Genomic DNA, 16,549 nt, shown 5'->3' on the forward strand with positions numbered 1-16,549 from the left:
ACGCTGAAATTTGGGGGCGAACCCGAGTGGTCAGTACGAAAATTTCACGATTTTTGTTATATCGTAACGCCCCTATTCAAGTGTTTCGGCGTGTTTCATCAATGCAGCCACGGGTGGCAGGACAGTAATGACTACAGCGGTTAACGGTTTATGGAGTATCGATGCGGGTTGATCTTGATAACGAGGACGTATCGCCTGTTGGCCTGCCGCGATTTCAGCGCGCTGCTTTCCATGGCAAACGGCTTTCTCGTCTGACGCTGATCCTTGGCGCCATGGGCATCCTGGGCCTTGTAGTGTCGCTGTTCGTTGATCTTTTTTCCCCCGATTCTCTGTGGACTGCCGTCATCACCAACAGCGCCGCGAGCCTGCTGGTGCTTGCATCTGCGCTGCAGTCGGCAGAGGTGGTCAGCCTCTGGCGCGCCCGGGTCATCTCGCCTGAGCAGTCGCCGGAAGCTCCGCAGGACGGATTGCTCGAAGGTCCGGAGCCGGGTTGGTACGACCGGTTGCTGGGACGCATAAGCGAGTCGGGCACTTCGATGATCGGGCAGATCGGCTTGCCGGTTTTCTGGCTGGCCGGTTGGACGTTGCTGGCCCTCATCAGCATCCTGATGGTTTGGAATTTCTCGCTGGTCGGCAGCAATGTCGGCCTGATGGGGAATGTGGTCGGCGGGCTGTCGCTGCTCATCGGCTTCGGGCTGCTGGTGATCGAGCGTCAGCTCAGCAACGAGGCCAAGGCCAGTTGGCCCGAGGCAGAGCAACTGGCGCAGATCACGCGAATGGCCATTGGCACGCTCGTGATCGCAGCGTTTTGCCTGTTTTTCGCCTCGGCTGATCGCGTCTGGCCGACTCGCCTGGCGGTGTTGATCGGCGTGCTGCCCGGGCTGGTTGCGGTCGAACTGTTGCTGCGCGCGCTGCTGTCGATTTTCAGTCCGCGCAACGAACGCATGGAGCCTCGGTTTGTCGCGAACAGCTTCGTGGCAGGGTTGCTGCGCTGGCCGCCGCAACCACTGACCGCGCTGCAGGACGAACTGCACAACCGTTTCGGCATCGACTTGCGGCAGATCTGGGCGTTTACCTACATGCGCCGGGCCTTCTTGCCAGTGTTTGGGGTCATCGTCGCGCTGGGTTGGGCGTTGAGCGGGGTGCACGAGATACCGATGCAGGGCAGAGGCGTCTATGAACGTTTTGGCAAACCCGTGGAAGTCATGGGACCAGGCCTTCACGTCGGGCTGCCCTGGCCCTTCGGGACAGTGCTGCCAGTAGAAAACGGCGTGGTTCATGAATTGGCGACCAGCACCGAAGGCGGCGCAACGACGCAGACGCTTGATCCGGCTGAAGGTCCGCCTCCGACCATTGCTAACCGTTTATGGGACGCCACCCACATCAACGACAAATCTCAGGTGATCGCCAGCGGCTCCGGGGACAAGCAGAGCTTTCAGATCGTCAACATGGACGTGCGCTTCGTCTACCGCATCGGTTTGACCGATCAGGCAGCCCTCGCGGCCACCTACAACAGTGCCGATATTCCAAGCCTGATCCGCAGCACCGCCAGCCGGGTGCTGGTGCATGATTTCGCTTCCCGGACGCTCGACGAGTTGCTGGGTGAGCAGCGGACCGATCTGTCCGCCGATATCGGCGATGCCGTACAGCGCGATCTGAAAAAGCTCGACAGCGGCGTGGAAATTCTTGCGACAGTCGTGGAGTCCATTCACCCGCCCGCCGGTGCCGCCAATGCTTATCACGCCGTCCAGGCCGCCCAGATCAGTGCTCAGGCATTGATTTTCCGCGAGCGCGGCGCGGCTGCCGATCAGGCTAATCTGGCGCAGTTGCATGCCAGCGTCGCTCACGATCAAGCGGCTGCCAGTTCTCGCGAGGTCATGGCCACCGCGCAAAGTGCGGACTTGCGCTTCAGCGCGGAGCAGCAAGGTTATGCCAAGGCCGGCCAGGCGTTTCTGCTCGAGCAGTACCTGAGTCAACTCACTCAAGGCCTGACCCACGCCAAAGTGCTTGTCCTCGACCACCGCCTCGGTGGCAGCAGTGCCCCCACCATCGATTTGCGTACCTTCACTCTCCCGGCCGACCCAGCGGCGTCGCCTAAAGCGATTGACCAGCCACTGGCTGAATAAGGAGTCGTCCCTTGAGTCTGTTTCATTCCCACGATCATCACGACCATGCCGGTCACAGCCACGGCGGTCATCACCATGGTCATCATCACGATGACGCGTCCGGCCCGGTCGGATTCCCCTGGCGCCGTGCTGCGCTGGCGGCGGTGCTCATTGCCTTTGCCGTTGCGGCGGCCAGCCTGGTGCAGGTGCGTTCGGGCGAGGCGACCGTTGTCACGCGCTTTGGCAATCCCGCGCGGGTGTTGCTCGATCCTGGCCTGAGCTGGCGCTGGCCTGCGCCGTTCGAAGCGGCGATCCCGGTCGATCTGCGTCTGCGCACGACCTCAAGCGGTCTTCAAGACGTCGGTACGCGCGACGGGTTGCGCATCATCATTCAGGCCTATGTCGCCTGGCAGGTCCAGGGTGATCCGGACAACGTGAAGCGCTTCATGCGCGCCGTGCAAAATCAACCTGACGAAGCGGCGCGGCAGATCCGCACCTTCGTCGGCTCGGCTCTTGAAACGACGGCCGCCAGCTTCGATCTGTCCAGCCTCATCAACACCGATTCCAGCCAGGTGCGTATCGCCGATTTCGAGAACCAGCTGCGCCAGCAGATCGATAAGCAGTTGCTGACGACCTATGGTGTGCGCGTCCTGCAAGTGGGGGTCGAGCGCCTGACACTGCCTTCTGTGACCCTCAATGCAACCGTCGACCGTATGCGCGCCGAACGTGAAACCATCGCCACCGAACGTACGGCGATCGGCAAGCGCGAGGCGGCGCAGATCCGCTCGGCAGCCGAGCGCGACGCTCGTATCGTCGAGGCCGACGCCACCGTAAAAGCTGCGGACATCGAGGCGCAGTCCCGTGTTGAGGCCGCGCAGATTTACGGCCGCGCTTACGCAGGTTCGCCGCAGCTGTATAACCTGCTGCGCTCGCTGGACACGCTGGGAACAGTGGTCGGGCCGAGCACCAAGCTGATTTTGCGCACCGATGCCGCGCCTTTCAGGGTGCTGGTCGACGGCCCGCCGACCTTGGACGGCAAGGCTGGAACGCAACCATGAGTGAGCAGGACTCGGTGCAGATCGATCGCCCAGTGGTCAACAGCCCTTGGCTGCAAGCCAGCCGGTTGGCCTTTCTGGGGTTGTACGTGGTGACGCTGCTGGCGGCGCTCGGCTGGGCGGTTTCCAACGTCAGGCAAATCGATCCCCAGAATCGCGCCGTGGTGTTTCGTTTTGGCGAACTGGATCGTGTGCAGAATGCCGGATTGTTGCTGGCCTGGCCGCAACCCTTCGAACAAGTGGTGCTGCTGCCTTCAACAGATCGGGTGATCGAGCGTCACGTGGAAACGCTGTTGCGTTCGCCCACTGCGCTGGCCGCCGACAAAGTCACCAGTTTCGCGACGCCGATGAGCGACGCGCTGGCAGGCTCCGGCTACTTACTGACCGGAGATGCCGGTGTCGTGCAGCTGGATGTCACCGCTTATTACAAGGTCACCGACCCTCGCGCGTTTGTGCTTCAGGGCGAGCATGTGCTGCCGGCGCTGGACCGTCTGGTCAATCGCAGTGCGGTCAGCCTCACGGCTGCGCGGGATCTGGACACCATCCTGGTCGCCCGGCCCGAGCTGGTGGGCTCTGACAGTCAGTCCGCCGAACGCCGTGAGCGTCTGCGCGGCGATCTCGTGCACGGCATCAACGCGCGTCTGAGCGACCTGACTCAAACCGGCGCGGGGCTGGGCGTGGAGATCGTGCGGGTGGACGTGCAATCCAGCCTGCCTGCCGCTGCCGTCAATGCGTTCAATGCAGTCCTGACCGCCAGCCAGCAAGCCGATCAGGCGGTCGCGAACGCTCGTACCGACGCCGAAAAGCTCAACCAGACGGCGAACCAGCAGGCTGACCGCACGTTGCAAGTGGCGCATGCACAGGCATCGGAGCGACTGGCCAAAGCCCAGACCGACACCGCGACGGTCACCGGGCTGGCGCAATCGATTCAGAACAAGAGCGATCCAGGCCTGCTGCTGCGCATTTACCGCGAGCGTGTTCCGGGCATTCTCAGGCAGGCAGGTTCGGTGACCACAGTCGATCCCCATGACGATTCACGCCTGATCATTCAGGGAGCTGACAAATGAGTGGCGAAGCCGTTCACACACACGACCATACCCACGACGATGCGCCTGCTCAGGCAAGCATGCTCACGCGCAGCGAACAGCGCAGCGCCGCTCGCCAGTTGACCCTCGCGATGCTGGCACTCGGTTTGCTCGCGCTGGGGCTGGTCTGGCGCTTTTTCGCGCCTGAGCAAGTGGGCGTCAGCCAGCTGTTGCTCGGCGCCGCATCGCTGCTCGTCGCCATTCCCGTCGTCAGCGCCGGCTGGCATAGCCTGCGTCATCCAAGTCTGCATGGCATTACCGATCAACTGATTGCTTTGGCCATGCTAGGCGCCTGGGCGACGGGCGATCTGATGACCGCGGCACTGCTGCCGATCATCATGATTTTCGGCCACGTCCTCGAAGAGCGCAGCGTGATTGGTTCGCAGGAAGCGATTCAAGCGTTGGGAAAACTGACCCGCAGTCATGCGCGTCTGATCGCAGCCGATGGCTCGATTCGTGAGGTCGACAACGGCTCGCTGGTGGCAGGTGATCGGGTGGAGGTGCGAGCCGGTGATCGTGTGCCCGCTGACGGCCTGGTGATCTCCGGTCAGGCGAGCCTCGACACTGCGCCCATCACCGGCGAGTCGGTGCCGCTGGAGGCGCGCGCGGGGATCGAGGTGTTCGGAGGAGCGATCAACCTCGATGGTCTGCTGCGGATCGAAGTGACGCGCATCGGCAATGAGTCGACGCTGGGCAAGGTCATTGCGCTGATGCAGAGCGCCGAGCGCTCGAAGCCACCGATTACCCGACTGCTGGAGCGCTATGCAGGCAGTTACATGGTGTTGGTTTTGCTCATCGCAGCCGTGACCTGGTTCATCACCAATAACGCGCAAGCGATGCTGGCGGTGCTGGTGGCGGCGTGTCCGTGCGCGCTGGTGCTGTCGGCGCCCGCCACGGCGATTGCCGGCATCGCAGTCGCTGCGCGACACGGCATTCTGATACGCAGCTCGGCCTTTCTCGAAGAACTGGCCGACCTCACGTCATTGGTGGTCGACAAGACCGGCACGCTGACCTACGGCACCTTGCGCCTGCAATCGGTTCAGGCCGAGGAGGGCGCCGATGACGATCTGACCGCGCTGGCGGCGAGCCTCGGATCGGCGAGCAGTCATCCCGTCAGCCGGGCGCTTGCCGGATTGGTCGAGAAGGATCGGTTAATGGCGCTTGAAGACATTCGCGAGCGGCAGGGGCTGGGTGTCGTAGCGCGGACCGCGCGTGGCGAGGCGGCGCTGGGGCGGCCCGAGCTGTTCGCACAGTTGGGCATCGTCACCTCGCCAGTGCCCAACCATGATGGTCCGATTGCAGGCCTTGCGGTCAACGGCGTGTTCCAGGCGTGGTTGCTGTTGGCCGACAGCCTCAAGCCCGAAGCTCGTCAGGCCTTGAGCGAGCTGCGTGAGCTGGGCATGGGGCGTCAGTTGCTGCTGACCGGCGACCGCCAGAGCGTCGCCGACAGCCTCGGCCGCGAAGTCGGTATCGGTGATATCCATGCTCAGGCGATGCCTGAAGACAAACTCAACCGCGTCATGGGTGAGATCAAAAGCGGTTTTCGGCCGATGGTGGTCGGTGACGGCATCAACGACTCCCTCGCCTTGAAGGCCGGGGTCGTCGGCGTGGCCATGGGCGCAGGCGGTGCAGACATCGCGCTGGCGTCCGCCGATATCGTGCTGATCGGCAGCGACCTGCGTCGTCTCGGTACGTGCGTCCGCCTGAGCCGTCAGTGTCGGCAGACGCTGCAGGTCAACGTCATCATCGGCCTGGGCTGGACGCTCGCCATCGTCGCCTTGGCAGCATTCGGCGTGCTGGGTGCTGCCGGCGCCATGATTGCGGCCGTGCTGCATAACCTCAGCACGCTGCTCGTTCTGGGCAATGCCGGCCGTTTGTTGCGTTTCCATGAGCCCATCGGAAAATTTCACAATCCCTCGTAAGCCTTGAAACCCGGCGCTTTCGCTGAGAGCGGCGGGTTAGAGGTGCCGGCTAAGTATAAAAATTCGCTTGAGCTTTGAAGGACTCTGTAACAAATTAAGATTCAGTCATGAAGAGGGTGCTCCATCGCAGGCTTCAAATTGGCTCGAATTCCGGGGAGCAGCGCAGTACCCGTTTCAGATTCGTGATCTTCATTTGCAGTAAGCCGATTGCCTGACGGTTCCTACTCTGGAGCCGGTTTTGGACTACCCTTTTCCGTGTTTCTGGATCAGGGGGATTTCTCAATGCTCGCGCAACTTCCACCGGCGTTACAGAAGCTTCATCTACCACTGCGGCTCAAGCTTTGGGATGGCAACGAAGTCGAATTGGGGGCCGACCCCAGCGTCACGATTGTCGTCAAGGATCCCTCGCTGGTGTCCGATTTCACTCACCCAAGCCTGGACCTTCTTGGCAGCGCGTTCGTTGAAGGGCGGCTTGAGCTCGAAGGCTCGATCAGCGAAGTCATGCGGGTCTGCGACGAGTTGACTGCCGCGCTGGTGGACGAGGACGACGACGTCGCGCCGGTCCGGACCGAGCACGATAAAGAAACCGACGCCAAGTCCATCTCCTACCACTACGACCTTTCCAACGATTTCTACCAGCTATGGCTGGACAAGGAGATGGTCTATTCCTGCGCCTACTTCAAGACCGGCAACGAGACGCTTGAGCAGGCGCAACAGGATAAATTTCATCATCTGTGCCGCAAGCTGCGTTTGAAGCCGGGCGAATATCTGCTGGACGTCGGCTGTGGCTGGGGCGGTCTTGCGCGCTTTGCGGCGCGTGAATACGGCGTCAAAGTGTTCGGCATCACCTTGAGCCGCGAGCAACTGGCGCTGGCGCAGGAGCGGGTCAAAGCTGAAGGTCTGGAAGGTCAGGTTGAGTTGCAACTGCTCGACTATCGCGATTTGCCCAAAGATGGCCGGTTCGACAAAGTTGTCAGTGTCGGCATGTTCGAGCACGTGGGCCACGCTAACCTCGACCTGTACGCCAAGTGCCTGTTCGATGCCGTGAAGGAGGGTGGCCTGGTGATGAACCATGGCATCACGGCCAAGCACACGGATGGTCGTCCTGTCGGGCGCGGCGCAGGGGATTTCATTGATCGCTACGTTTTCCCTAACGGTGAACTGCCTCATCTGTCGATGATCACCGGTTTCATCAGTGAAGCCGGACTGGAAGTGGTGGACGTGGAAAGCCTGCGTTTGCATTACGCCAGGACGCTCGATCACTGGAGCATGCGGCTGGAAGAAAAGCTCGAGGTCGCTGCGGCAATGGTGCCTGAGCAGGCGCTGCGGATCTTCCGCCTGTACCTGGCCGGGTGCGCTTATGCGTTTTCAAAGGGCTGGATCAACCTGCACCAGATTCTTGCAGTCAAGCCGCGCGCCGACGGCGGTCATGACTTGCCCTGGACGCGAGACGATCTTTACGCTTGAACCGGTAGGCCGTGAGCTCAAGCGGCAGTCAGCTTCAATCGTCAGGGGCACAGTCGACCGAGCCGGGTCGTCTGTGCTCCGGCAGCGCGGGAAACGCTCTGCCGCTGACCCTCAAACCATCAGAGAATCGGCGATATCAAGCGCGCCACGCGCATCCCCAACTGCTGCAAATGGTGAGTCTCCTTGCTTTCCTCGATCGAGATTTCGTGCGCTTGGGCGAAGTCATCGCTGAGCATCGCTTCTACTTCGCGGGCGAAATCTTCGTCGACCGTCAGCAGCATCAGCTCGAAATTCAGCCGGAACGAACGATTGTCCAGGTTGGCGCTGCCGATCGCCGAAATCGCGTTGTCCACCAGCACCACCTTCTGATGCAGGAACCCCGGTTGATAACGAAACATCCGCACGCCTGCTCGCACGGCTTCGAAGGCGAACAGGCTGGAGGCGGCATACACCGTGTAATGATCGGGACGCGAGGGCAGCAGCAGGCGCACATCGACGCCTCTGAGCACTGCCAGGCGCAATGCCGCTGACACGGCTTCGTCTGGAATGAAATACGGCGTGGTGATCCACACGCGCTCGGTGGCGGCATGAATCGCCTCGACAAAGAACAACGAACAGGTTTCCTGCGCGTCCGCAGGCCCGGTTGCAAGGAACTGGCACAGCACGCCATCATCCGGATAGCTGTCCGGCAGTATCAGGGGCGGCAGCTGGCGGGTTGCCCAGAACCAGTCTTCAGCGAACGACTCTTGCAGACATGCCACCACCGGACCCACGACCGCCACGTGGGTGTCACGCCAAGGCGCCAGCGGTGGCTTGAGGCCCAGATACTCGTCGCCGACGTTATGACCGCCCACGAAGCCCTTCACTCCGTCCACCACGACAATCTTGCGGTGGTTGCGGAAGTTGATCTGGAATCGATTGAGCCACCCGCCGCGCGTGGCGAAGGCCTTGATCTGAACGCCCCCGGCGCGCAGCTTTTCCACATACTTGGCCGGCAGCGCATGACTGCCGATCCGGTCATACAGGACGAAGATTTCAACGCCTTCTGCAGCCTTTTCCAGCAAGACGGTTTGCAGACGGCGTCCGAGGTCATCGTCATGAATGATGAAAAACTGTACGAACACCGCTCGTTTGGCGGCACGGATAGCGTCGAAAATCGCGGCGAAGGTCGCTTCACCGTTGATCAACAGTTTCACTTCATTGTTGGCCAGGCACGGCATGCGACCCAGCTTGGGCATCGCGCGCAAGGAGGCATAGGCGTCCGAGCGTCTGGCGGCCACTGCTTCCTCAATCCAGGGTTTCCAGTTGAAGTCGACAATGGCGTTGCGCATCTCGTTGTTCGCCTGACGACGCGCCTTGATGTACGCATCGAAGGTGCTGCGGCCAAAAACCAGATACGGAATAAGCGTGATGTAGGGGATGAATATCAGCGGCATTGCCCAGGCGATAGAGCCTTGAGCCGTGCGCACCGTCAATAGGGCGTGGATCGCTGCTACGATGCCCAGAAGGTGAGTGAAGCCAATCAAATAGCCAAAGAAATACGGGCTGTGATAATCCATGCGCAACCTTGAGCTTATGGCGTATTGGTGTTTAACAGACCACAGTGCGCGGGGATTGTCGCTATTTTCTTGGTGCTGCAACTGGTTATCCGATTCGTCGTCTAAACCTCATCGTCTGACGGCTCCAATGAGCCGCGTTGAAACTGCCTCAGAGCAAAAAGGAATCCGATTCATGAAAAAGCGCGTATTGGCGTTGATGGTATGTCTGGCTGCGCCGTTCGCTCAAGCGCAGGTGCTGCAGCCGGGACTGTGGGAGCTGACCTCGAGCAACATGCAGGTCGATGGGCAACAGATGCCCGACATGCAGGTCATGCTCGCTCAGCTGCAAATGATGGCGCCGCAGCAACGTGCCGCTATGGAACAAATGCTGGCAAAACAAGGGATTACGCTCGGTGGGCAAGGCGTTCGCGTTTGCTTGACTCCTGAGCAAGTCAAAAATGAGCAGATTCCTCTGACAGATCCCAAGACCGGCTGTACGCAGCAGATCACTGACAAGAATGGCCCGACCTGGAAATTCAAATTCAGTTGCCCACGTGCTCAGGGTACGGGCACTGCGCAGTTCTTGAGTGATCGCGCGTTCAATACGCACGTCGTTGGCTCGTTCAATGCCACGGGCCAACAGCAGAATGGCAGCATGGACACCAAGGCGGTCTGGTTGGGGCAGAATTGCGGCACTGTCAAACCTCGTACGTAATTGACAGCATCGGTCAACGCCCCGCTAGCCGGGGCGTTTAAGTGTCTATCTCGTTTGTGTTCCACGTGGAACATCTTATTGTTTTACCTGATGTTTTACCCGTTACTCATTGTTTAGTGGGCTAAAACACGACCCATTTCTGTAAAAAGCTTCATCTTTGGTCTTGTCTCGGCATGTTATATTATTACGAATAATGACCTGCTTATTCGAGCCTGATGATCACTTTTTCTGGAATGTGTCATGCATCGACGTCAAATGCTGCTCAACATGCTACTGGCCAGCGCAGCATGTGCGCTCCCGTTTTCAGTCAACGCAACGCAGATTCGCAACGCACGACTCTGGCGCTCTGATAGCAAATTGCGGCTGGTCTTCGACCTGAGCGGTCCTGTGCAGTACAAGACCTTCACCCTCAGCGCGCCCGAGCGGATCATCATCGACGTCAGTGGCGCACGGCTTGAAGGTAACTTCAGCCAGCTGGCACTGGAGAACACCCCTATCAAAGCGATTCGCTCGGGCCATTTTGGTCAAGGCGACACGCGCATCGTCCTGGACCTGCAGTCGCCGGTGCAGCTCAATAGCTTTCTGTTGGGGCCAGAAGGCGCGCAGGGCAACCGCCTGGTACTGGATCTTGGAAGTGCCGCGGCTGCTCATTCGCCCGCTCAACTGGCGGCTGCCGCGCCGCTGGTCAAGCAGCCATCAAGTCCCGTCGTCGACAAACAGCACCCCAAGCGCGACATCATGGTGGTGGTCGATGCTGGCCACGGTGGAAAAGACCCTGGTGCCGTGGGCTCAAAAGGCGAGCGTGAGAAAGACGTCGTGCTGTCCATCGCGCAACTGCTGGCCAAGCGATTGAAGCGCGAAAAGGGCTTTGATGTGCGTCTGGTACGCAATGATGACTTCTTCGTGCCGCTGCGCAAACGCGTGGACATCGCCCGCAAATACAACGCCGACATGTTCATTTCAGTGCATGCGGACGCTGCACCTCGGCTCACGGCGTCGGGTGCTTCGGTGTTCGCGTTGTCCGAGAACGGCGCCACCTCGGCGACGGCGCGATTCATGGCGCAGCGTGAGAACGGCGCGGACCTCATCGGGGCGAACAGCCTGTTGAACCTGAAGGACAAGGACCCGATGCTGGCGGGGGTCATCCTCGACATGTCGATGAACGCGACCATTGCTGCCAGCCTGCAACTGGGACACACCGTGCTCGGCAGTCTGGAAGGCGTCACCACGTTGCACCAGAAACGCGTGGAACAGGCCGGATTTGCCGTGCTGAAATCACCGGATGTTCCGTCCATCCTGGTTGAAACCGGATTCATCTCCAACAGCCGGGACAGCCAGCGGCTGGTCACCGCACGGCATCAGCAGGCCGTTGCCGACGGCTTGTTCGAGGGCATGAAGACGTATTTCGAGCGCAATCCTCCGGCGGGGTCCTTCATCGCCTGGCGCCAGGAACAAAAGGCCGCTGAGCAGGCCATCGTCTGATCAGCGTTACGGCTGCGCCTCGAATCGGGCCTGGCGTTCAACGGCAACCCGTCACGCGACTGCAAGTGATCTTGCTCCGGCTGCCGTTGGAGCTTGAGACTCGGCTGACTGTGGTCCAGCCGACCTTCAGGGTGTATCCGACCCAGACTTCGCCATCCGAGGCGAGCCCGGTGAAGAACGTCATCGAGCCATAGCGGCTGTTGGTCTGCGCCCAGCGGCGCTTGGCTTCGCTTTCATAACCGCGCAAAAACATCGTTTTTCCCGACATCGCCACGCTGTAGCTGTTGTCGTAGGCATCGGCACACGCCAGCAGCGTTGCCGTGCGAGTGCACAGCGCCTGATCGAGCCGAGCCAATGGCACTGCGGCTGAAACCTGCGCGCCTGAGAGCACGGTCAACGCCGCCATCATTCCCGCCAAAACACCTGAAACCCTGAGCATCGCGTCGACCCAAAAAAGTATTAGCATGTTTGTATTGTTATACTATAACGTAAAAAGCATCCGAACCTGCTACTTGATGAGATGCCCATGAATCGCCTTCCTGTAACCGTGCTGTCCGGCTTCCTGGGTGCCGGCAAAAGTACGCTGCTGAACTATGTGCTGCGCAACCGTGAAAATCTGCGCGTCGCTGTCATCGTCAATGACATGAGCGAAATCAACATCGACGGCAGCGAGGTGCAGCGCGATGTCAGCTTGAACCGGGCCGAAGAAAAGCTCGTGGAAATGAGCAACGGCTGCATCTGCTGCACCCTGCGTGAAGACTTGCTGGAAGAAGTGAGCCGGTTGGCGCGTGACGGCCGTTTCGACTACCTGCTGATTGAATCGACCGGGATTTCCGAACCGCTGCCCGTGGCCGAGACCTTCACTTTTCGAGACGAGGAGGGACGCAGTCTGGCGGACGTCGCTCGGCTCGACACCATGGTCACCGTTGTCGATGGGCTGAATTTCCTTCAGGACTATCAGGCTGCGGAAGGCCTGGCGACGCGCGGCGAAACATTGGGTGAAGAGGATGAACGTTCCATCACCGATCTATTGATCGAGCAGGTCGAGTTCGCGGATGTGATTCTGGTCAGCAAGATCGACCTGATCAGCACCGCCGATCGGCAGGAGTTGATGGCAATCCTCAAGCGCCTCAACAGCCAGGCGCACATTTTGCCGATGGTCATGGGTGCCGTGCCGCTGGGCAGAATCCTCGACACCGGGCTGTTCGACTTCGAGCGCGCGGCACAAGCGCCAGGCTGGCTGCAGGAACTGCGCGGTGAACACACGCCGGAGACTCAGGAGTACGGCATTGCATCGACGGCGTATCGCGCGCGTCGACCTTTCCATCCACAGCGCTTTTTCGACTTCATCAATCAGCCGTGGACCAACGGCAAGCTGCTGCGCTCCAAGGGGTTCTTCTGGCTGGCGAGCAAGCATCAGGATGCTGGCAGCTGGTCACAGGCGGGAGGGCTGATGCGTCACGGATTTGCCGGGCGCTGGTGGCGATTCGTGCCCAAGGCTCAGTGGCCGCAGGACGACGAAAGCACGCAAGTGATCGTGCGAAGCTGGAGCGCTCAAACCGGAGATTGTCGGCAGGAGCTGGTCTTCATTGGTCAGCACATCGATTTTGATCAGCTGACGGCGTCGCTGGATGACTGCCTGTTGACCGACGCGGAAATGAGCATGGGCGTCGAGGGGTGGAGTGAGTTCGCCGATCCCTTCGGTGACTGGTATGGCGAGGCGGCCTGACGCCGACGGCTGCGATTGGTCGTGTGGCAGGCGATAGTTACTGTTCTTTCCACACGCCCTTGCTCTGTTGCTCGCAAAACGGCTTGAGGAAAGCAGCGTCGCTCGCTACGCCGTAATAGTGAATGTTCTGCCGATAAGGCATATTGGCAACTTGCGCGTTGCTGCACTGGCCGAATGAGCCGGTCGGGCATTGCTCCATGTAGGTGACTTCGACTTTCTGATCCTTGAGCTGCGGTTTGCAGAAGCCATCGTGGAACAGGTCCGCCGGAATGGTCAGGTTCTCCTGACACACCTTGACGTCCAGTCGCTCGCCCTGACTGTGCACGACGCACGACTCGCCGCGCGCCTGAACTGAAACGGCTGCCAATACCACCAATGTCAGCCGCACGGGCAGCCAGTTTGCTCGCATTTTTACCTCCGTCTTCGCTCGGTTTCGGGAGCGACGTTCAACAATGGCCGGACATGCTGCAGAACATTCCCACACATGTCATTGCTGGCCCTTTGGGTGCAGGCAAGACCAGTCTGATCAGACAACTGCTGGCGCAAAAGCCTGCTGGTGAGCGCTGGGCAATCCTCATCAATGAATTCGGCCAGATCGGGCTCGACGCTGCGCTGTTGACCACCGCGCAGGATGGTATCGCACTTGGCGAAGTGGCTGGCGGGTGTCTGTGTTGCGTCAATGGCGCACCCTTCCAGATCGGCTTGGGTCGTCTTTTGCGCAAAGCCCGGCCGGATCGTCTGTTCATCGAGCCTTCCGGGCTGGGCCACCCGGTTCAACTGATGGCGCAGCTGCGTGAGGCGCCGTGGGTCGGCGTGCTGGCAGTTCAGCCCAGCGTAGTGGTGCTGGACGCTCAGGCGCTGGCGAGCGGCAAGCCATTGCCACGATCCCAGCAAGAAGCGCTGAGCGACGCAGGGTTGCTCGTGCTGAATAAGTCGGCGGGACTCGCGCCTGTTCAGCGCAAGACGATCATCGACGCCTTACCGTCTCGACAGCTGCACTGGACAGAGCAGGCGTTGCTGCCCCTTGAACGACTGCCAGGCATCAACTCGCGGGCAAAGGAGGGTGTGGATAACTTCATCGCACCGAAGACCTTGGCGCAGCTGCCTGCGGACTGGTCCAATCCGATGCAGCCGATCTGCTTGAGTCAGCATCAGGCCGAGGGCTGGAGCATCGGCTGGCGCTGGCATCCGGACAGGGTGTTCGACGCGGCAAAGGTAGAAGCCTGGCTGCAAGGCCTGCAATGGCGCCGCGCCAAGCTGGTGATTCACAGTACGTCGGGGTGGTGGTCGGGGAATGCGCTGGAAGGAGAGGAATGGGCCTGGCGGACGACCGAGTGGCGCAAGGATTCACGTCTTGAACTCATCTGCAGCGAACCTCACGATGCTGCGCAACTTACCGCGCAGCTCGCGGCCTGTCTGGCCTAGCGCGGCTTAGCCACAGCGCGTCATTGCTTCCATTTGTTGTGTTCCTGGCGCCACTCACTCAGCTGGATAATCTCGGCCGTCGGCTTCGGGTTCTTGATTTCGAAGGGGTAGGGCGCCAGTTCGATCTGCGCCGTGTGTGCGCCGAACATCGTGATCGAGCCCGGATGACGCTGTTCGCCGGTTACCGTGAACTCAAAGTTATACACCCGCGCCAGACGCTTGCGGCCGTCGTTGTCACGTTTGAACGTGATACGCCGCAACGCGACATTGCCGTCCAGTAACTCGATGTCCAGCTTGGCACAGTGTTGTTTGACGCGTTCAAGTGCGCGCTCACGCAGACCATGAGAATGCCACAGCCAGGCGCCGGCGGTGGCCAGCAGCATCAGGACGAAAATGTTGCCCAGGGTCAGCATGCAAGAGAGCTCCAACAGAAGGTGTTCAGCTTAACTGCGTCGGGTGATCGACAGCCATACTCCGAAAGCTTAATTTCGCTTCACTTCGTCCGGCATCGCTACTACTGTGCTTTCCCGGCCTCAGGAACCTGTCATGAAACGCTCGCCTCATCTTCTCGCCATCCAGTCCCACGTAGTGTTTGGCCACGCCGGCAACAGCGCTGCGGTGTTCCCTATGCAGCGTATCGGCATCAATGTCTGGCCGCTGAATACCGTTCAGTTCTCCAACCACACTCAGTATGGTCATTGGGCAGGCGAAGTGTTGGCGCCGCAGCAGATTCCTGCGCTGGTCGAAGGGATCGCCGCCATCGGTGAGTTGGGCAACTGCGACGCCGTGCTCTCCGGTTACCTGGGCAGCGCGGCGCAGGGACGGGCCATTCTCGACGCCGTTGCCCAGATCAAGCGTTCCAATCCTCGCGCGCTGTACTTGTGCGATCCCGTCATGGGACACCCGGAAAAAGGCTGCATCGTGCCTCAGGAGGTCAGCGATTTCCTGCTCGACGAGGCCGCTGCGGTCGCCGATTTTCTCTGCCCCAACCAGTTGGAACTGGACAGTTTTTCAGGTCGCAAGCCGAGCTCCCTGCTCGACTGCCTGAGCATGGCGCGTGCGTTGTTGGCCAGAGGCCCGAGGGCGATCGTGGTGAAACATCTGGATTACCCTGGCAAACCTGCCGATGGTTTCGAGATGCTTTTGGTCACGCAGCACGAGAGCTGGCATCTGCGCCGTCCGCTGCTTGCGTTTCCACGCCAGCCGGTGGGCGTGGGCGATCTGACGTCAGGGCTGTTCCTGTCCAGAGTGCTGTTGGGCGACGACCTGCGCACTGCCTTCGAGTACACCGCGTCTGCGGTGCATGAGGTGCTGCTGGAAACCCAGGCGTGCGGCAGTTACGAGCTTGAGCTGATCAGGGCGCAGGATCGTATCGCTCATCCGCGAGTGAAGTTTGAGGCGACTCGCCTGTAACTTCGCATGCAAGAGCGTGGCGTGCCCCGCGATCGAGGGGCACCTGCGGCAAAAAATCCGGCTCACGCGTTCGCTCGACGCCGCGTTTCTACAGTGAGCTCGCTCTGGATTTGAGTCTGACGATCAAACGCCGTCTTCTCTGATTTCGCGATAGCGCTTTTCCAGTTCCTGACGAATCTGACGACGCTGCTGCGCCTGGACGTAGCGACGCTTGTCTTCGCTGGTGGCGGGGGTCAGAGGCGGCACGCTGGCCGGTTTGCGTTGGTCATCCACGGCAACCATCGTGAAGAAGCAGCTGTTGGTGTGACGAACAGAGCGCTCGCGGATGTTCTCGGTCACAACCTTGATGCCCACTTCCATGGACGTGTTGCCGGTGTAGTTCACCGAGGCCAGGAAGGTCACCAGCTCACCTACATGGATCGGCTCACGAAAAATCACCTGATCCACCGACAGGGTCACGACGTAGCGACCGGCGTATCGGCTCGCGCATGCGTACGCAACCTCATCCAGGTACTTCAAAAGTGTGCCGCCGTGCACGTTGCCAGAGAAGTTGGCCATGTCCGGGGTCATCAATACAGTCATCGACAGCTGGGCGTTTCCGGGTTCCATAGCG

15 protein-coding genes are annotated in these 16,549 nt (G+C 60.4%); 10 read left to right on the top strand and 5 right to left on the bottom strand.

What is annotated here, in order from left to right:
- Positions 1-161: 161 nt before the first annotated feature.
- The 5 genes from hflK (at position 162) to cfaB (ending at position 7,634) form a co-directional block, all read left to right on the top strand.
- A complete protein-coding gene (gene hflK, locus QRN36_RS03645) occupies positions 162-2,126 on the top strand; it encodes a protease modulator HflK (RefSeq protein WP_285422852.1) in 1,965 nt (654 codons plus the stop codon).
- Positions 2,127-2,137: 11 nt separating this feature from the next.
- Positions 2,138-3,163 carry a protease modulator HflC gene (gene hflC, locus QRN36_RS03650; RefSeq protein WP_285422853.1) on the top strand — a complete coding sequence of 342 codons (1,026 nt, stop codon included), beginning with the start codon at positions 2,138-2,140 and terminating at the stop codon, positions 3,161-3,163.
- Positions 3,160-4,227 carry an SPFH domain-containing protein gene (locus QRN36_RS03655; protein WP_285422854.1) on the top strand — a complete coding sequence of 356 codons (1,068 nt, stop codon included), beginning with the start codon at positions 3,160-3,162 and terminating at the stop codon, positions 4,225-4,227. The genes hflC and QRN36_RS03655 overlap by 4 nt, the downstream gene beginning before the upstream one ends.
- A complete protein-coding gene (locus tag QRN36_RS03660) occupies positions 4,224-6,167 on the top strand; it encodes a cation-translocating P-type ATPase (protein ID WP_373568692.1) in 1,944 nt (647 codons plus the stop codon). Before QRN36_RS03655 ends, QRN36_RS03660 begins: the two co-directional genes overlap by 4 nt.
- 282 nt (positions 6,168-6,449) lie before the next feature.
- On the top strand, positions 6,450-7,634 hold the full coding sequence (gene cfaB, locus QRN36_RS03665; RefSeq protein WP_285422855.1) for a C17 cyclopropane fatty acid synthase CfaB: 1,185 nt from the start codon (positions 6,450-6,452) through the stop codon (positions 7,632-7,634).
- A 119-nt stretch (positions 7,635-7,753) separates the two neighbouring features.
- Here the strand turns inward: cfaB and cls are convergent, their stop codons facing one another.
- Positions 7,754-9,193, bottom strand: coding sequence for a cardiolipin synthase (gene cls / locus QRN36_RS03670; protein WP_285422856.1), 1,440 nt, complete (start codon positions 9,191-9,193; stop codon positions 7,754-7,756).
- A 172-nt stretch (positions 9,194-9,365) separates the two neighbouring features.
- Between cls and QRN36_RS03675 the strand changes: the two genes are divergently transcribed.
- Positions 9,366-9,887, top strand: a complete 522-nt coding sequence (locus tag QRN36_RS03675; protein ID WP_093466429.1) for a DUF3617 domain-containing protein — start codon at positions 9,366-9,368, stop codon at positions 9,885-9,887.
- A gap of 240 nt (positions 9,888-10,127) precedes the next feature.
- Positions 10,128-11,369 carry an N-acetylmuramoyl-L-alanine amidase gene (locus QRN36_RS03680; protein ID WP_285422857.1) on the top strand — a complete coding sequence of 414 codons (1,242 nt, stop codon included), beginning with the start codon at positions 10,128-10,130 and terminating at the stop codon, positions 11,367-11,369.
- 37 nt (positions 11,370-11,406) lie between these two features.
- On the opposite strand, the gene QRN36_RS03685 is transcribed toward QRN36_RS03680, so the two are convergent.
- Complete coding sequence (locus QRN36_RS03685; protein WP_285422945.1) at positions 11,407-11,808, bottom strand: glutamine synthetase; 402 nt, start codon at positions 11,806-11,808, stop codon at positions 11,407-11,409.
- Between the two features lie 87 nt (positions 11,809-11,895).
- Between QRN36_RS03685 and zigA the strand changes: the two genes are divergently transcribed.
- Entirely contained in the window at positions 11,896-13,098 is a 1,203-nt protein-coding gene (zigA, locus tag QRN36_RS03690) for a zinc metallochaperone GTPase ZigA (RefSeq protein WP_285422858.1), read from the top strand.
- 37 nt (positions 13,099-13,135) lie between these two features.
- Here the strand turns inward: zigA and QRN36_RS03695 are convergent, their stop codons facing one another.
- Positions 13,136-13,507: an NADH:ubiquinone oxidoreductase gene (locus QRN36_RS03695; RefSeq protein WP_285422859.1), complete on the bottom strand. Its 372-nt coding sequence runs from the start codon at positions 13,505-13,507 to the stop codon at positions 13,136-13,138.
- Between the two features lie 53 nt (positions 13,508-13,560).
- Between QRN36_RS03695 and QRN36_RS03700 the strand changes: the two genes are divergently transcribed.
- On the top strand, positions 13,561-14,523 hold the full coding sequence (locus QRN36_RS03700; RefSeq protein ID WP_285422860.1) for a GTP-binding protein: 963 nt from the start codon (positions 13,561-13,563) through the stop codon (positions 14,521-14,523).
- Between the two features lie 20 nt (positions 14,524-14,543).
- On the opposite strand, the gene QRN36_RS03705 is transcribed toward QRN36_RS03700, so the two are convergent.
- The gene (locus QRN36_RS03705) at positions 14,544-14,936 is read right to left on the bottom strand and encodes a DUF3301 domain-containing protein (RefSeq protein ID WP_093466412.1); all 393 of its coding nucleotides are present in this window, start codon (positions 14,934-14,936) and stop codon (positions 14,544-14,546) included.
- Positions 14,937-15,069: 133 nt separating this feature from the next.
- On the opposite strand from QRN36_RS03705, the gene pdxY reads away from it, so the two are divergent.
- Positions 15,070-15,936, top strand: coding sequence for a pyridoxal kinase PdxY (gene pdxY / locus QRN36_RS03710; protein ID WP_285422861.1), 867 nt, complete (start codon positions 15,070-15,072; stop codon positions 15,934-15,936).
- Positions 15,937-16,059: 123 nt separating this feature from the next.
- Here pdxY and QRN36_RS03715 read toward each other — a convergent pair whose 3' ends face one another.
- Entirely contained in the window at positions 16,060-16,545 is a 486-nt protein-coding gene (locus tag QRN36_RS03715) for an acyl-CoA thioesterase (protein ID WP_093466406.1), read from the bottom strand.
- Positions 16,546-16,549 lie beyond the last annotated feature (4 nt).

Source organism: Pseudomonas sp. efr-133-TYG-103a, from assembly GCF_030209235.1.
Taxonomy (GTDB): domain Bacteria; phylum Pseudomonadota; class Gammaproteobacteria; order Pseudomonadales; family Pseudomonadaceae; genus Aquipseudomonas.